12 protein-coding genes and 1 other annotated feature are annotated in these 14972 nt (G+C 39.8%); of the genes, 11 read left to right on the forward strand and 1 reads right to left on the reverse strand.

From position 1 onward, the window contains the following. Nucleotides 1-224: 224 nt before the first annotated feature. The gene (locus AAAY30_RS09000; RefSeq protein ID WP_302196678.1) at nt 225-1700 is read right to left on the reverse strand and encodes a UDP-N-acetylmuramoyl-L-alanyl-D-glutamate--2,6-diaminopimelate ligase; all 1476 of its coding nucleotides are present in this window, start codon (nt 1698-1700) and stop codon (nt 225-227) included. Between the two features lie 494 nt (nt 1701-2194). Here AAAY30_RS09000 and AAAY30_RS09005 point away from each other — a divergent pair, with 494 nt between their 5' ends. The 11 genes from AAAY30_RS09005 (at nt 2195) to AAAY30_RS09055 (ending at nt 14943) form a co-directional block, all read left to right on the forward strand. Beyond that, the gene (locus tag AAAY30_RS09005; protein WP_296152612.1) at nt 2195-3484 is read left to right on the forward strand and encodes an extracellular solute-binding protein; all 1290 of its coding nucleotides are present in this window, start codon (nt 2195-2197) and stop codon (nt 3482-3484) included. Between the two features lie 206 nt (nt 3485-3690). Beyond that, on the forward strand, nt 3691-5205 hold the full coding sequence (locus AAAY30_RS09010) for a carbohydrate ABC transporter permease (protein ID WP_022234994.1): 1515 nt from the start codon (nt 3691-3693) through the stop codon (nt 5203-5205). After that, the gene (locus tag AAAY30_RS09015; RefSeq protein ID WP_195411107.1) at nt 5202-6056 is read left to right on the forward strand and encodes a sugar ABC transporter permease; all 855 of its coding nucleotides are present in this window, start codon (nt 5202-5204) and stop codon (nt 6054-6056) included. The genes AAAY30_RS09010 and AAAY30_RS09015 overlap by 4 nt, the downstream gene beginning before the upstream one ends. A 274-nt stretch (nt 6057-6330) precedes the next feature. Beyond that, nucleotides 6331-8004: an alpha-amylase family glycosyl hydrolase gene (locus AAAY30_RS09020; protein ID WP_499215698.1), complete on the forward strand. Its 1674-nt coding sequence runs from the start codon at nt 6331-6333 to the stop codon at nt 8002-8004. Between the two features lie 78 nt (nt 8005-8082). After that, nucleotides 8083-8328, forward strand: a binding site (T-box leader). Between the two features lie 48 nt (nt 8329-8376). Further along, nucleotides 8377-9837, forward strand: a complete 1461-nt coding sequence (gene trpE, locus AAAY30_RS09025) for an anthranilate synthase component I (RefSeq protein ID WP_499215699.1) — start codon at nt 8377-8379, stop codon at nt 9835-9837. Then, on the forward strand, nt 9834-10400 hold the full coding sequence (locus tag AAAY30_RS09030; protein ID WP_022234990.1) for an anthranilate synthase component II: 567 nt from the start codon (nt 9834-9836) through the stop codon (nt 10398-10400). The genes trpE and AAAY30_RS09030 overlap by 4 nt, the downstream gene beginning before the upstream one ends. A gap of 31 nt (nt 10401-10431) precedes the next feature. Further along, on the forward strand, nt 10432-11442 hold the full coding sequence (gene trpD / locus AAAY30_RS09035; protein ID WP_296152604.1) for an anthranilate phosphoribosyltransferase: 1011 nt from the start codon (nt 10432-10434) through the stop codon (nt 11440-11442). A 10-nt stretch (nt 11443-11452) separates the two neighbouring features. Further along, on the forward strand, nt 11453-12238 hold the full coding sequence (gene trpC, locus AAAY30_RS09040) for an indole-3-glycerol phosphate synthase TrpC (RefSeq protein ID WP_294384153.1): 786 nt from the start codon (nt 11453-11455) through the stop codon (nt 12236-12238). A gap of 32 nt (nt 12239-12270) precedes the next feature. Further along, nucleotides 12271-13455: a tryptophan synthase subunit beta gene (gene trpB / locus AAAY30_RS09045; protein ID WP_022234987.1), complete on the forward strand. Its 1185-nt coding sequence runs from the start codon at nt 12271-12273 to the stop codon at nt 13453-13455. Beyond that, nucleotides 13448-14218 carry a tryptophan synthase subunit alpha gene (gene trpA, locus AAAY30_RS09050; protein WP_296152603.1) on the forward strand — a complete coding sequence of 257 codons (771 nt, stop codon included), beginning with the start codon at nt 13448-13450 and terminating at the stop codon, nt 14216-14218. Before trpB ends, trpA begins: the two co-directional genes overlap by 8 nt. Further along, nucleotides 14218-14943, forward strand: a complete 726-nt coding sequence (locus tag AAAY30_RS09055; protein ID WP_296152601.1) for an NAD-dependent protein deacylase — start codon at nt 14218-14220, stop codon at nt 14941-14943. Before trpA ends, AAAY30_RS09055 begins: the two co-directional genes overlap by 1 nt. The last annotated feature ends 29 nt before the right edge of the window (nt 14944-14972 follow it).

Genomic DNA, 14972 nt, shown 5'->3' on the forward strand with positions numbered 1-14972 from the left:
AAAGTTTTGTACCCTGAACCGCAAAATAGAAGGTGTCTATATCTGTTATTACTTTAAATAATGACTCTGTATTGTGCCAATGCAATATTAGCAATGTTTTCCTTTAAAGTCTTATTATTTATTTCATTCTTTTCCTTAAATAAACCCATTGCATATTTCCTTTTCGTTAATAAAAATGAATTTATCAAACTGACAAATGTAGATTTATAAAAAACTGTTGATAATTATTTCTTTTCCTCTGCCATTTCCTTAATAATGTCGGCAACAAGTTCACGCTCATCCATATGGTATTTTACGCCCTTGATTTCCTGATAATCCTCGTGACCTTTGCCGGCAAGAACTATAATATCGCCGTCCTGTGCGTTTTCCATACAATATCTTATTGCGTCCTTACGATTAGGAACAACTACATATTTACCGTCTGTCTTTGCAAGACCTGTCTTGATATCCTCGATAATATCCATAACATCTTCAAAACGGGAGTTATCCTCTGTGATTACGGAGAGGTCGGAAAGTCTGCCCGAAGTTTCGCCCATTTCGTATCTTCTCACCTTTGGACGGTTGCCGCCTGCGCCAAACATTGTAATAAGGCGGTTAGGTTTATAAAGTCGGAGTGTTGAAAGCACATTTTCCATAGAAAGTGCGTTATGAGCGTAATCTATTATAAGCGAATAGTTGCCCGGTACGGGTACAGGTTCAACTCTGCCTTTAACCTTTGCTTTGTGAAGACCCTCGACAACAGCTTTGTCGGGAATATCAAAGAAAGATACGGCACTGATTGCGGCAAGCGCATTATAAACATTAAATTTACCGGGGATATTTACATCAAGCGAAAGTTTCTTTTTTCCGCTTAATTCAAAGTGAACGCCGATAAATCCGTTTTCAAATAATAAATGTTCATCAGACGCAACAAAGTCGGCTTTATTTGAGAAACCGAATGTTACAGGTTTTTCAACTGCAAGTTTTGTGATTTCGGTAAATTTTTCATCGTCAATATTTCCGGCAGAGTGTCTGCACTGTCCGAAAAGCAGACTTTTACAGTAAAGATATTCAGCCATATCCTTATGTTCAACACCGCCGATATGGTCGTGTGAAAAGTTTGTAAATATGCCTACATCAAATGTAATATCAGCAAGTCTGTAATGCTTTAAGCCGATTGAGCTTGCCTCAATAACCATAGCTTTACAGCCGCACTCAAGCATATCGTGCATAGCTTTTTGAATTTCGTATGATTCCGGAGTTGTGTTGTCTGTTTTTACAACTTTTCCGTCATATAAAATACCGAGAGTGCCGATTGTGCCTGTTTTGATTCCTGCACATTCAAGAATAGATGCAATCATAGCGGTTGTGGTTGTTTTGCCTTTTGTACCTGTAATTGCAATGGTCTTTAGTTTTTCGGCGGGTCTGCCAAAAAACTCGGCACTGATATACGCAAGTGCTTTTCGTGTGTTTTCCACTTTAATAACCGCAACATTCTTCGGCACATCGAATGAAAGGTCATCACTTATTATAAGGGCAGCGGCGCCTTTTTCAACAGCGGATTGCGCATACTTGTGACCATCGGATGTGTATCCCTTAAGACATACGAAAGCTGTACCGTCGGTAACTTTTCGGGAATCATATATAATATCGGTTATTTCGGGATTGCCGTCATTTATTACGGTATATTCAATGTTTGCAAGTAAATTGCTTAGTTTCATAATAAATTCACTCCGTTTTTAGTTGTGATTACTATTACATTATAACAATTCAGAGAAAATAATACAACAATAATAATGAATTTTTTTGGAGTGTGTTTATTGTGCGAAAAGACTTATTTTATCTGTTGGTGAAAATTACCTAAAAAGCACCTATGTAAACGAAAATATGTGCATTTAGCTGATAAGAAACGAATTTAAGTAATTTACGAAAATAAAACGATAATCTCCAAATGAACAAGTTGCACAAAGAAAATATTGTTATTATTAACAAAAAGCCAGAGATAATTTTGTAAATAAAATCAAAATTTCAAAATTTAACTTGCAAAATGCACAAAAATAATTTAAAGTTTTAACACTCTGTATAAAAAGTACAAAGGTAGTTGCAATTTGTATGATTTTTTGGTATCATAAATGTAGTGAAAGGACAGAGGGACTGTCCTCACATCATTCAAATGGAATGAAAGTTTATATTTTATGAAAGAAGGAAATATCCGATGAAAAAGATTTTTGCCGTTCTTTTGGCAAGTATGATGGCTGCTACAGCACTTGTTGGCTGCGGCGGTTCAGGTGACAGCAGTACAGCTTCAAAAACAGAATCAAAGGGTGACAGTGCTTCTGCAACAAGCAACGACTTTGGTGACGAAGACAACATTACACTTAAAGTATGGGCTCCTGATAATGCAGTTTCTACTTTTGAAAAAGAGTGCGAGGCATTCAAGGCTCTTTATCCGGACAAGAAGATTGATATTACAGTAGTTGCTCAGACTGAGAAAGATGCTGCTACAAACCTTCTTAACGATGCCTCAGCTGCTGCCGATGTATTCGGTTTCGCAAGTGACCAGCTCAACAAGCTTCAGACAGCAGGCGTTATTGCACAGGCTGCTTATGCTGAAGATATTTCTAAGAGAGATACAGCAGAGTCAGTTTCAGCTGCAACACTCGACGGTAAGATTTACGCTTATCCGGAAACAGGTGATAACGGTTACTACCTCGTATATGATAAGTCAGTAGTTTCTGACGAGCAGGCAGGCAGATTTGAGGATGTCCTCGAAGCTTGTAAGGCCGGAGGTAAGAAGTTCATCATGAACGCAGGTGACGGCTTCTACGCATGTATGTTCACATTCACAGGCGGTCTTAAGACCGATGGTCTTGAGGATGACGGCATTACTCAGAAGTACACAGATTATGATGAGGCCGAGGTAGTTGCAACACTCCAGGCTTTCTCAAAGCTTATACACGACTATAAGGGTACATTCCAGTCACTTTCAATAGACGCTATTTCTTCCGGTTTCTCACAGAAGTCTTGCGGTGCCGGTATCGACGGTTCTTGGAACACAGTTCCTGACAAGAAAGCTCTTGGCGACAACTTCGGTGCAGCTAAGCTCCCAACAATCGATGTAAACGGCGAAGCTAAGCAGATAATTTCAATGCTCGGTTACAAGCTCATCGGTGTAAACGCATCTTCTAAGTTCCCGCGTTCAGCTCAGATCCTTGCTAACTATCTCACAGGCGAAGAGTGCCAGAGAGAAAGAGCTACAGAGCTCGGTTGGGGTCCTTCAAACCAGACTGTAAACGGTGAAGAAGTTGTTACAGGCAGTGCAGTACTTACAGCTATTGCTGAGCAGGGTAAGTTCGCTGTACCACAGGTAAGTATAGCTTCAACATTCTGGGATCCAAATGCAAACCTCGGTAACAAGCTCATTGCTGACGAAACAGATCCTTCAAACGCTGACTTCTTCAAGCAGTTACTCACAGACACAATCGCAAACGTAAGAGACGAATAATTTTAGTTTTCAAAATAAATCTTCTCATACTCGTGGGGCTCTCAAGTAGCTGAGAGCCCCATTGAGTGAAAACTCGTTATCAATGTCGCAGACATTGTAATTAATTTACACCAAACTACTAATGTATTTATGATGCTAATTGATAACGCAGAATATATTATTAGTTTGGTGTAGGTTTTGCAAACTATTTTAAGGAGAGCTTATTAATGAAATATATTGATTATGTACAGCTTAATCCTTTCCAGAAGTTTGCCTATAATGCTAAAAACTTTTTCAAAGCTTTGCCCGGTAAAGTGGCAGGCTTTTTTAAAGCAATAGGAAATGCTATTGTGAAGTTTTTTCTTGGCATTGGCAAGGGATTTGCTAATTACGGCAAAACCTTTGTAAACGGAGATATTATGACAAAGCTTTCTTACCTTATTTTCGGCCTTGGTGACATTTCAAAAGGTAAGTACTATAAGGGTATTTTATTCTTCCTTTCAGAAGTTTTGTACATTCTCTATATGGTATTCTTTGGTTGGGGTTACATTTCCAAGTTTGGTTCGCTTGGTACTGTTGAGACTCACACAGAGATGGACGGCATTTTCCCTGTAACTGTTTACGGTGATAACTCAATGCTTATCCTCCTTTATTCTGTACTTACCATTGTAATTACAGTAGTTGTATTTGCCATTTACATAGCAAATATAAAAGATGCTTACAAGCATCAGCTTCTTGTTGCAGCAGGCAAAAAGCCAACTTCATTAAGAACTGATATCAAGGAATTTCTTGACGGTAAGTATCACATTACACTTTTGTCTTTCCCTGTACTGATGATTGGTATTTTCCAGATTCTTCCACTCATCTTTATGATACTTATAGCATTCACAAACTATGACCTTCAGCATATGCCTCCGGGAACATTGTTCCACTGGGTTGGTTTCCAAAACTTTGCATCTGTATTTGATGTAGCTAACTCTGCAACAAGAGCTACAACATTCGTAGAACTTGCTAAGTGGACACTTGTTTGGGCTGTTTGCGCTACTTTCACAAACTACATCCTTGGTATGATTATTGCTCTTATGATCAACAAAAAGGGTATTAAGTTCAAGGCTTTGTGGAGAACTCTCTTTGTTATTGCAATCGCTGTACCACAGTTTGTATCACTTCTTCTTATGAATCAGATGCTCCAGACTGACGGTGCATTTAATGTATTACTTACAGATATTAGCAGATGGTTCAATCCTGATGCTGCGGTGGTGGAAATTCAGTGGCTTAACACTGACCCTAACATCGCTAAGATAGTAGTTATCATTGTAAACCTTTGGGTAGGTATTCCTTACACAATTCTTTCAATGTCAGGTATTCTTATGAATATTCCTGAAGACCTCTACGAATCAGCCCGTATTGACGGTGCAGGCCCTGTAAAAACATTTACAAGCATTACACTTCCTTACATGCTCTTCGTAACAACACCACAGCTTATTACTCAGTTCGTTGGTAACATCAATAACTTTAACGTTATCTACCTCCTCACAGGCGGTGGTCCAACAACGGAGAAATTCTATCAGGCAGGTTATACAGATATCCTCGTAACATGGTTGTTCAAACTTACTATGAACTCTTCTGACTACAACCTTGCTGCGGCGATCGGTATCATTGTATTTATTATCTGCGCTGTGCTTTCACTTATTGTATTTAACTCATCTAAATCTGCAAAAGACGAGGAGGCGTTCTCATGATAAAAAGCTACAAACTCAGAAGAGGTTTGGCAAATACTTTTATCTACATAATCCTCGCTATTCTCGGATTTATTTGGATTTGCCCATTCATCTATCTTTTAATGCACTCGTTCCGTGCAGAAGGTGTTACTGTAGTAAACTATCTCATTCCTCGTGAATGGACTTTCCAGAACTACATTGACCTTTTTACAAACCACGGTACACTTAACTTTACAAAATGGTTTATAAACACATTTGTTGTTGCATGCTTTAGCTGCGTAATTTCTACAATTTCTGTACTTATGGTAAGTTACGCATTCAGCCGTTTAAGATTTAAATCCCGTAAAAAGTTTATCAATGTTGGTATGATTCTCGGTATGTTCCCGGGCTTTATGACAATGATTGCTATTTACTACCTCTTAAAGGCTATGGGTCTTACACAGACACTCGTAGCACTTGTAATTTGTTACAGTGCCGGTGCAGGTCTTGGCTATCAGATTTCAAAGGGTTTCTTTGATACAATTCCAAGAGCTCTTGACGAGGCGGCAACTATTGACGGTGCAACTAAGAACCAGATTTTCTGGAAGATTATTCTTCCTATGTCAAAACCAATCGTAGTTTATACAGTTCTTACATCATTCATTGGACCTTGGACAGACTTTATTCTTGCTAAGATCATCATGGGTGATAAGCGTGATTACTACACTGTTGCAATCGGTTTGCAGCTTATGGTTGACCTTGACTTTAAGACACAGTACTACAAGCAGTTCCTTGCAGGTTCAGTAGTAGTTGCTGTTCCGATTACCCTCCTCTTCCTTAAGATGCAGAAGTATTATGTCGAAGGTGTAACAGCCGGCGGCGTAAAGGGTTAATCTTTATTTGCACATTTTTGGGTGGCAGTCTTTGGCTGCCATCCTTTTTAGTTAAGTTTTAAATTATGGCTTGCAGCATAGTTAAGATTAAAAAAATTAAAATTTAGGTCAAGCCTTTTTAGGCTTGTGTGTGTTTTACACATACCTATAATCTTTGCAAAGTTTGACCGAACTTTTATGATTGATGAAATATTTTGCAAACCATAATATTTATAGCCTATAAAGAATACATTTCAATTCTTACTTAACTTTATTGATTTTATAAGGAGGATTTATGAAAAAAATTTTTACACTTTTACTTATTGCTTCAATTTCTACAAGTGCAATTCTTGCAGGCTGCGGTACTAAAGAATATGAAGATCCGGTAAATACTCTTACAGCCACAGCATCAACCGATAAATACCGTAACTATTATCAGATTTTTGTTAATTCATTTGCAGATTCAAACGGTGATCAAGTCGGTGATTTGCAAGGTATTATTGATAATCTTGATTATCTTAATGACGGAGATCCAAATACAGGCAATGACCTTGGTGTTGACGGTATATGGCTAACACCTATAATGCCTTCGCCGTCATATCATAAATATGATGTAACCGATTATTACAATATTGACCCTGATTTCGGCACACTTGAAACGTTTGACAAACTTGTTTCAGAATGTCATAAGCGTGGTATTAACATCATACTTGACCTTGTGTTAAATCATGCATCTTCACAGCATCCTTATTATTTAAAGGCTGTCGAAGAGGTGGAAGAGGGCAATCTTGACGGTTATGCACAGTATTTTGAAATTCATCCCACTTCATATTTTGATTCTGATACACAGACAAATTATTTGTCACATGCAATGGCTTGTGAGGCTAATTTTACTGAGGAAATGCCTGAATGGAATTTAAATTCTGAAAAAACAAGAGAAGAATTTGCAAAAATTACAAAATTCTGGCTTGACAGAGGTGTTGACGGTTTCAGACTTGACGCCGTAAAATATTTTTCTAATAAATCCACCGACGGCACGGAATTTTTGAACTGGTTCTGTGATAAATGTAAGGAAACAAATCCTGATGTTTATGTAGTAGGTGAAAACTGGGACGATGATTCAAAGATTCAGGAAATCTTTAAGTCGGGAATTGACAGTCAGTTTGCATTTAAATTCTCACAGTCAAGTGGCACACTTACAACCGAGGTCATAGCACAGCGTGGTACGGCTATCGCTAAAAAGGTAATGAATTATAACGATAAGATGTACAACAATAACGAGAATTACATTCCGACAATGTTCCTGTCAAATCACGATATGGTGAGAAGCGGTAACTCGCTTGAACCTAAGGGTCTTAGTTATCAGAAAATGGCAGCCTCAGTGTATATGTTGTTCCCGGGCAATCCATTTATCTATTACGGCGAGGAAATCGGAATTACTGCTCCAAATACAACTTCCGATTCGGCTTATCGTACACCGATGATATTTGACAGCAATAATTTGCCGAATATTTGGGTAAACGGTGTAGGTGATGTTGCGAAAGATACTAAATACGGCGGCGCTAAGCAACAGCAGGCTGACCCCAATTCTTTACTTAGCTTTTACAGCAGAATTATAAAAATCAAAAATCAGAATCCTGAAATTGCTCGTGGCAAAATTACAGGACTTCAAACCTTTGACAATACTGCAATTTGTGCTTACTATGTTGAGTATAACGGAACAAAGCTGATGATTATTCATAATATGAATGCAGAGGAAAACGCTGAGCTTACCATTACCGATGATATGATAGCTAATCCTGAAATCAGAGCAGAGCTTGTTGCAAGCTCACCTGTTGACAAGGATGGTGCTTTTACTTCGACAGAAGATGAAAATGCCGTTTATCAGCACACAGCTATAAAAGAAGGTGTGCTTACAATGCCTGCACAGTCAACTGTAATTTTAAAGACAGCAGAAAATTCAAAATAATTTTGAATTTTCGCTTTAAAGTGCTAAAATGCTATTGACATTTAAAAAATTCCGCTATATAATAGTATTAATTTATAAGATAAACCATTGAGCAAGAGTAGTAAGATTAATCGGCGCTTTAAGAGAGTCGGCGGGTGGTGCGAGCCGATAGTTGAGATTTTTCCGAATGGACTTGTGAGGGCGGACCGAAAGAGTATTCGAGTAGTTTCCGACGGAACCTGACCGTTACAGCAGGAGGCATATGTCAGTATGCTGTATGAGCGGGCGGAATTTCCGTCAATTTGGGTGGTACCACAGAAGTCGTTTCAGACCTTTGTCCCTTAGTTGGGGCAAAGGTCTTTTTGTTTATAAAAAATATAAAGGGTGAGAAAAATGATTAAACCGTCTTATGATGAGGTAATGGCAATTAAGGATGAATACGATGTTATCCCTGTATACAAGGAAGTTTACGCCGATTCTGTCACACCGATTACTTTGTTAAGAAAAATTCTTCAAAAGTCAGACAAGTGCTTTCTTCTTGAAAGTATCGAGGGCGGTGTAAAGTGGGGCAGATATTCGTTTATCGGCTGTAATCCTAAGGCAAGACTTGTCTACAAAAACGGAGTTCTCACCATTACAGGCGAGGGTGAGGCTGCAATTAAAACCGCCAAGCCATACAAAGAAATCCGAAAATATATGAAAAATTACAAAAATCCTCGTTTTGAAGATTTGCCGCCGTTTACAGGAGGACTTGTAGGATATTACGGATATGCTATGATTGCAGTCAGCGAACCGATTTTGAAAATACAGGAAAGCGAAACCAATGATTTTGATTTAATGCTTTTTGATAAAATTATTGCATACGATCATCTTCGTGAAAAAATGACAGTCATAGTAAATATGAAAACTTATGACCCTGAAAGACAGTACAAGCAGGCTGTAAACGATATAAACGAAATTATCAATACAATTACAGACCCTGCTCCGCTTGCAAAGCTTGAAAGCGATAAAAATGTGGAATTTACAAGCACATACACAGAAGAAGAATTTTGCTATATGGTTAATAAAACCAAGGAATATATTTTTGACGGCGATATTTTTCAGTGTGTTGTATCCCGCAGATTTGAAACCGAGTACAAAGGTTCGCTTTTAAATGCATACAGAGTATTGAGAATTACAAACCCATCGCCTTATATGGTATATATGAATATTGAGGGCGATGAGATTATAAGTACATCACCTGAAACTTTGGTTAAACTTCAGAACGGTGTGCTTAATACATTCCCGATTGCAGGTTCAAGACCGAGAGGTGCGGATAAGCAGGAGGACGATGCTCTTGCAGATGAGCTTATAAAAGATGAAAAAGAGCTTGCCGAGCACAATATGCTTGTTGACCTCGGAAGAAACGATATAGGTAAAATTTCAAAATTCAATTCTGTAAAGGTTACTTCATATCAGCAGATTTTAAGATATTCAAAGATAATGCACATTTGCAGTGAGGTTGAGGGTGAGCTTAAAGACGGACTTGACGCTTTTGATGCGGTTGAGTCGCTTCTTCCGGCAGGCACACTTTCGGGAGCACCGAAAATCAGAGCTTGTCAGATTATAGACGAACTTGAAAAAACACCTCGCGGGGTATATGGCGGTGCGCTCGGATATGTCGATTTTAACGGAAATCTTGATACTTGCATTGCAATAAGAATGGCAGTTAAAAAAGGAAATAAGGTTTATGTTCAGGCAGGTGCGGGAATTGTTGCAGACAGCGACCCTAAGTCGGAGTATCTTGAAACCTACAACAAGGCACTTGCGGTAATAAATGCAGTTAAAAATGCAGGAGAGGTTGAAGCTATATGATTTTATTTATAGATAATTACGACAGCTTTACTTATAATCTTGTACAGTATTGCGGAAGTATTAATCCCGATATAAAGGTAGTAAGAAATGACGAAATAACGGTAGATGAAATCAGAAAACTTAATCCTACCCACATTATTCTTTCTCCGGGTCCGGGTTATCCAAAGGACGCAGGCATTTGTGAAGATGTTATAAGAGAGCTTAAAGGCGAGTATCCGATACTCGGTATTTGCCTCGGACATCAGGCAATATGCGAGGTATTCGGCGCAGAAATTACAAGAGCAATAAAACTTATGCACGGCAAAAAGAGTAATATTAATCTTGACAACAGTTGTAAGATTTTTGCCGATTTGCCAAAGGTAGTTGACGGTGCGAGATACCATTCTTTGATTGCAAAAAAGGATACCGTTCCCGATGAGCTTATAGTTACGGCAGAGGACGATATGGGCGAGGTTATGGCAGTTCGCCACAGAGATTACGAAATTTACGGATTACAGTTCCACCCGGAGTCGATACTGACTTCTCACGGTATGGAAATGATAAAGAATTTTATTAATATATGATTACGGATAACACATAGAAAGGGTGACAGAAATGATTAAGGAAGCAATAAAAAAGGTAGTAAACGGTAATAACTTAACTTATGATGAGGCAGCAGCCGTAATGAACGAAATGATGAGCGGTACAGCCACTCAAGCACAGACAGCGGCATTTTTGACAGCTCTCAGAATTAAGGGCGAAACCATTGACGAAATTACAGCTTGCGCAACAGTAATGCGTGACAAGGCACTTCATGTTAAAAGAGATACCGATGTACTCGACATTGTAGGCACAGGCGGCGACGGAACAGGTACTTTTAATATTTCTACAACAGCGGCTTTTGTAGTTGCGGCCGCAGGAATTTCTGTTGCAAAGCACGGCAACCGTTCAATGTCAAGCAAGAGCGGTGCGGCAGATTGTCTGGAGGCTCTTGGAGTTAATCTTACAATAAGCCCGGAAAAAAGTGAAGAAATCCTTAAAAATACAGGTATTTGCTTTATGTTTGCACAAAGCTACCATTCATCAATGCGATTTGTCGGCCCTGTAAGAAAAGATATAGGAATCAGAAATATTTTTAATGTTTTAGGACCTCTTACAAACCCTGCTTTTGCAAACTTGCAGGTAACAGGTGTGTATTCAGAGGCACTCGTTGAACCGATTGCAAGAGTATTTGCAAACCTTGGCGTAAAGCGCGGATATGTATTTTACGGTACAGACGGCATGGACGAAGTAACCGTTACTGCTCCTACAAAGGTTTGTGAAATCAACAACGGTAAATTCAGCTCATACGAAATTACTCCGGAACAGTTCGGTATGCCGACATACAGCAGTGCAGACCTTGCAGGCGGTGACGGCAAAGAGAATGCGGAGATTACAAAGCAGATTTTAAAAGGCGAGTTAAAGGGAGCAAAGAGAGATATTGTATTGCTTAATTCGGCTCTCGGTATTTGCGCAGGCGGAAAGGCAGAGAATATTGCCGAGGGTATCCGTCTTGCAGAAACTCTTATTGACAGCGGCAAGGCTTATGAAAAACTTGAGCAGTTTGTAAAGGCTACTAATGAATAACGGTGATATTATGATACTTGAAACAATAGCACAGGCAAACCGAGAAAGATATGCGGAAATTGAAAAACAAATTCCGCTTGAGGAGATAAAAAGCAAAGCGCTTTCAATGAACATTACCGATGAATTTCCTTTTGAAAAGGCGCTTGCAAAGGACGGTATCTCTTATATCTGCGAGGTAAAGAAAGCATCTCCGTCTAAAGGAATAATTGCAGAGGATTTCCCGTATGTGCAGATTGCAAAGGATTATGAAAACGCAGGAGCATCTGCGATATCCGTACTTACAGAACCGCAGTGGTTTAAAGGTGAAAATAAATATTTGCAGGAAATATCACAGAATGTAAAAATTCCGCTTTTGCGTAAGGATTTTACAGTTTGTGAGTATCAGATATATGAGGCTAAAGTAATCGGAGCTTCTGCGGTGCTTTTGATTTGTGCGTTGCTCGATACCGAAACAATCAGAAAATGGATTGAAATTTGTGATTCACTCGGACTTTCAGCTTTGGTAGAGGCACATACAGAGGAAGAAGTGAAGTCGGCATTAGACGCAGGGGCAAGAGTAATCGGCGTAAATAACCGAAATTTAAAGGACTTTACGGTTGACCTCACAACCTGCACAAGATTGAGAAAACTTGTACCAAAGGAAATTTTATTTGTCGGCGAAAGCGGAATAAAAACAGCCGAAGATGTGCAGGAGCTTAGAGAAGCAGGAGTAAACGGACTGCTTATTGGCGAAACTCTTATGAGAAATGCCGATAAAAAGAAAGCACTTGAAGAACTTAACGGTGATAAGTTATAAATATATAAGGTATTAGAAAAGGAGATAAATCAATGTCGAAGGGTAAGTTTGGTATTCACGGTGGACAGTTTGTTCCCGAAACTTTAATGAATGCCGTTAATGAATTTGAAGAAGCATATGAAAAATATAAAAACGATCCGGAGTTTGTCGCAGAGCTTGACACACTTATGCGTGAGTATGCCGGCAGACCGTCACTCCTCTATTATGCGGAGAAAATGACAAAGGATTTAGGCGGTGCTAAGATTTATTTAAAGCGTGAGGACTTAAATCATACGGGTTCACACAAACTCAATAACTGTCTTGGTCAGTGCCTGCTTGCCAAAAAGATGGGCAAAACAAGAGTAATTGCAGAAACAGGCGCAGGTCAGCACGGTGTTGCAACAGCAACTGTTGCCGCACTTATGGGACTTGAGTGTGAGATTTTTATGGGCAAAGAGGATACAATCCGTCAGGCTCTTAATGTATACAGAATGAAACTTCTCGGCGCAAAGGTAAATGCCGTTGAAACAGGCACAATGACTCTTAAAGACGCCGTAAACGAGGCTATGCGTGAGTGGACTAACAGAGTTGACGATACTCACTATGTACTCGGTTCGGTAATGGGTCCGCATCCGTTCCCAATGGTTGTAAGAGATTTCCAGAGCGTAATCGGTAAGGAAATCAAAGCACAGCTCCTTGAAAAAGAGGGCAGACTTCCTGATGTGGTTATGGCTTGTGTTGGCGGCGGCAGTAATGCTATGGGCGCATTCTATGACTTTATCGGTGATGAGAGCGTACAGCTTATCGGTTGTGAGGCAGCAGGTCTTGGCGTTGATAATCCGAAGAATGCCGCAACAATCGCAAACGGTACACTCGGTATTTTCCATGGTATGAAATCATATTTCTGTCAGGATAAGTACGGCCAGATTGCACCTGTATATTCAATTTCAGCAGGTCTTGATTACCCGGGTATCGGCCCTGAACATGCTAACTTAAGCGATACAGGCAGAGCAAAATATGTGCCTGTTACCGATGAAGAGGCAGTAAACGCATTTGAGTATCTTTCACGCACAGAGGGTATTATCCCTGCTATTGAGAGCGCACATGCTGTTGCACACTGCATTAAACTTGCTCCTACAATGAGCAAAGACAGCATTATTGTTGTAAATCTTTCGGGCAGAGGCGATAAGGATGTTGCCGCTATTGCAAGATACAGAGGGGAGAATATTTATGAGTAAGATTAAAGATGCCTTCAAAAACGGCAAGGCTTTTATTCCGTTTGTAACCGCAGGAGATCCTGACCTTGAAACTACCGAAAAACTCCTTATAGGTATGAGCAAAAACGGCGCAGATATCATAGAAATCGGTATACCTTTTTCAGACCCGATTGCCGAGGGTGTTGTAATTCAGGAGGCTGACCTCCGTTCTTTGGCGGCAGGTACTACAACGGATAAGATTTTTGATATGGTAAAGAGAATCCGTCCGCAGATTAAGGCGGCTCTTGCCGTAATGACATATATGAACCCTATTTTTGTTTACGGTACAGACGCATTTATGGCAAAGTGCGCAGAGTGCGGTATTTCCGCCGTAATCGTTCCGGATGTTCCTTTTGAGGAAAAGGCAGAGTTACAGCCTTATTGCGATAAGCACGGTGTAGAGCTTGTTTCGCTTATTGCACCGACTTCACACGACAGAATTAAAACCATTGCCAAAGAAGCGCAGGGCTTTGTATATTGTGTTTCTTCAATGGGTGTAACAGGTGTAAGAAAAGAGATTACAACAAATATTGGCGAAATGGTTGACCTTGTTCGTTCTGTAAGCGATACCCCGTGTGCGGTAGGTTTTGGTATTTCAACTCCGGAGCAGGCAAAGCATATGTCACAGTATGCAGACGGTGTAATAGTAGGTTCTGCAATTGTAAAAATCGTTGCTAAGTACGGTAAAGAATGTGTTGAGCCTGTTTGCGAGTATGTAAAGCAGATGAAAGAGGCAATGCAGTAATGAGTAGTGTTGACGAACTTCAGAAAGTGATTGATGACAGCCATAGAATAGTTTTCTTTGGCGGTGCGGGAGTATCTACAGAGAGCGGTATTCCCGATTTCAGAAGTGTGGACGGACTTTATAATCAAAAGTACGATTATCCGCCCGAAACCATACTAAGCCATACATTCTTTGTAAAAAAGACAGAGGAGTTTTATCACTTTTACAGAGATAAAATGCTTTGTCTTGACAAAAAACCGAATAAGGCTCATTATAAACTTGCCGAGCTTGAAAAAGCAGGAAAACTCAGTGCAGTAGTTACTCAAAATATTGACGGACTGCATCAGGCTGCTGGCAGTAAGAGAGTATATGAACTGCACGGAAGTGTGTTGAGAAATTACTGTATGAAGTGCGGCAAATCATATACTGCCGAGTTTATTAAAGAGAGCAACGGCATTCCAAAATGCGAATGTTCGGGAATCATCAAGCCTGATGTTGTGCTCTATGAAGAAGGACTTGACGATAAAACAGTAAACGGTGCGGTTAATGCCATTGCGAATGCAGATACACTGATTATTGCAGGCACAAGCCTCACGGTTTATCCTGCCGCAGGTATGGTGAGATATTTTAAAGGAAATAAACTTGTACTGATAAATCGTGATGCCACACCAATGGACAGCGCCGCCGACCTTGTTTTTCATGAAAAGGTCGGAGAGCTGCTCGATAAAATTAAAGTCAATATATAAAGGTTGTGGGTGTGGGCTTTGCCCACACC

The organism is Ruminococcoides bili (genome assembly GCF_040093295.1).
Classification (GTDB): Bacteria; Bacillota; Clostridia; order Oscillospirales; family Acutalibacteraceae; genus Ruminococcoides; species Ruminococcoides intestinale_A.

Coding starts and splice junctions, on each gene's coding strand:
- AAAY30_RS09000 (WP_302196678.1), bottom strand. CDS start 1,700: ATGAAACTAAGCAATTTACTTGCAAACATTGAATATACCGTAATAAAT.
- AAAY30_RS09005 (WP_296152612.1), top strand. CDS start 2,195: ATGAAAAAGATTTTTGCCGTTCTTTTGGCAAGTATGATGGCTGCTACA.
- AAAY30_RS09010 (WP_022234994.1), top strand. CDS start 3,691: ATGAAATATATTGATTATGTACAGCTTAATCCTTTCCAGAAGTTTGCC.
- AAAY30_RS09015 (WP_195411107.1), top strand. CDS start 5,202: ATGATAAAAAGCTACAAACTCAGAAGAGGTTTGGCAAATACTTTTATC.
- AAAY30_RS09020 (WP_499215698.1), top strand. CDS start 6,331: ATGAAAAAAATTTTTACACTTTTACTTATTGCTTCAATTTCTACAAGT.
- trpE (WP_499215699.1), top strand. CDS start 8,377: ATGATTAAACCGTCTTATGATGAGGTAATGGCAATTAAGGATGAATAC.
- AAAY30_RS09030 (WP_022234990.1), top strand. CDS start 9,834: ATGATTTTATTTATAGATAATTACGACAGCTTTACTTATAATCTTGTA.
- trpD (WP_296152604.1), top strand. CDS start 10,432: ATGATTAAGGAAGCAATAAAAAAGGTAGTAAACGGTAATAACTTAACT.
- trpC (WP_294384153.1), top strand. CDS start 11,453: ATGATACTTGAAACAATAGCACAGGCAAACCGAGAAAGATATGCGGAA.
- trpB (WP_022234987.1), top strand. CDS start 12,271: ATGTCGAAGGGTAAGTTTGGTATTCACGGTGGACAGTTTGTTCCCGAA.
- trpA (WP_296152603.1), top strand. CDS start 13,448: ATGAGTAAGATTAAAGATGCCTTCAAAAACGGCAAGGCTTTTATTCCG.
- AAAY30_RS09055 (WP_296152601.1), top strand. CDS start 14,218: ATGAGTAGTGTTGACGAACTTCAGAAAGTGATTGATGACAGCCATAGA.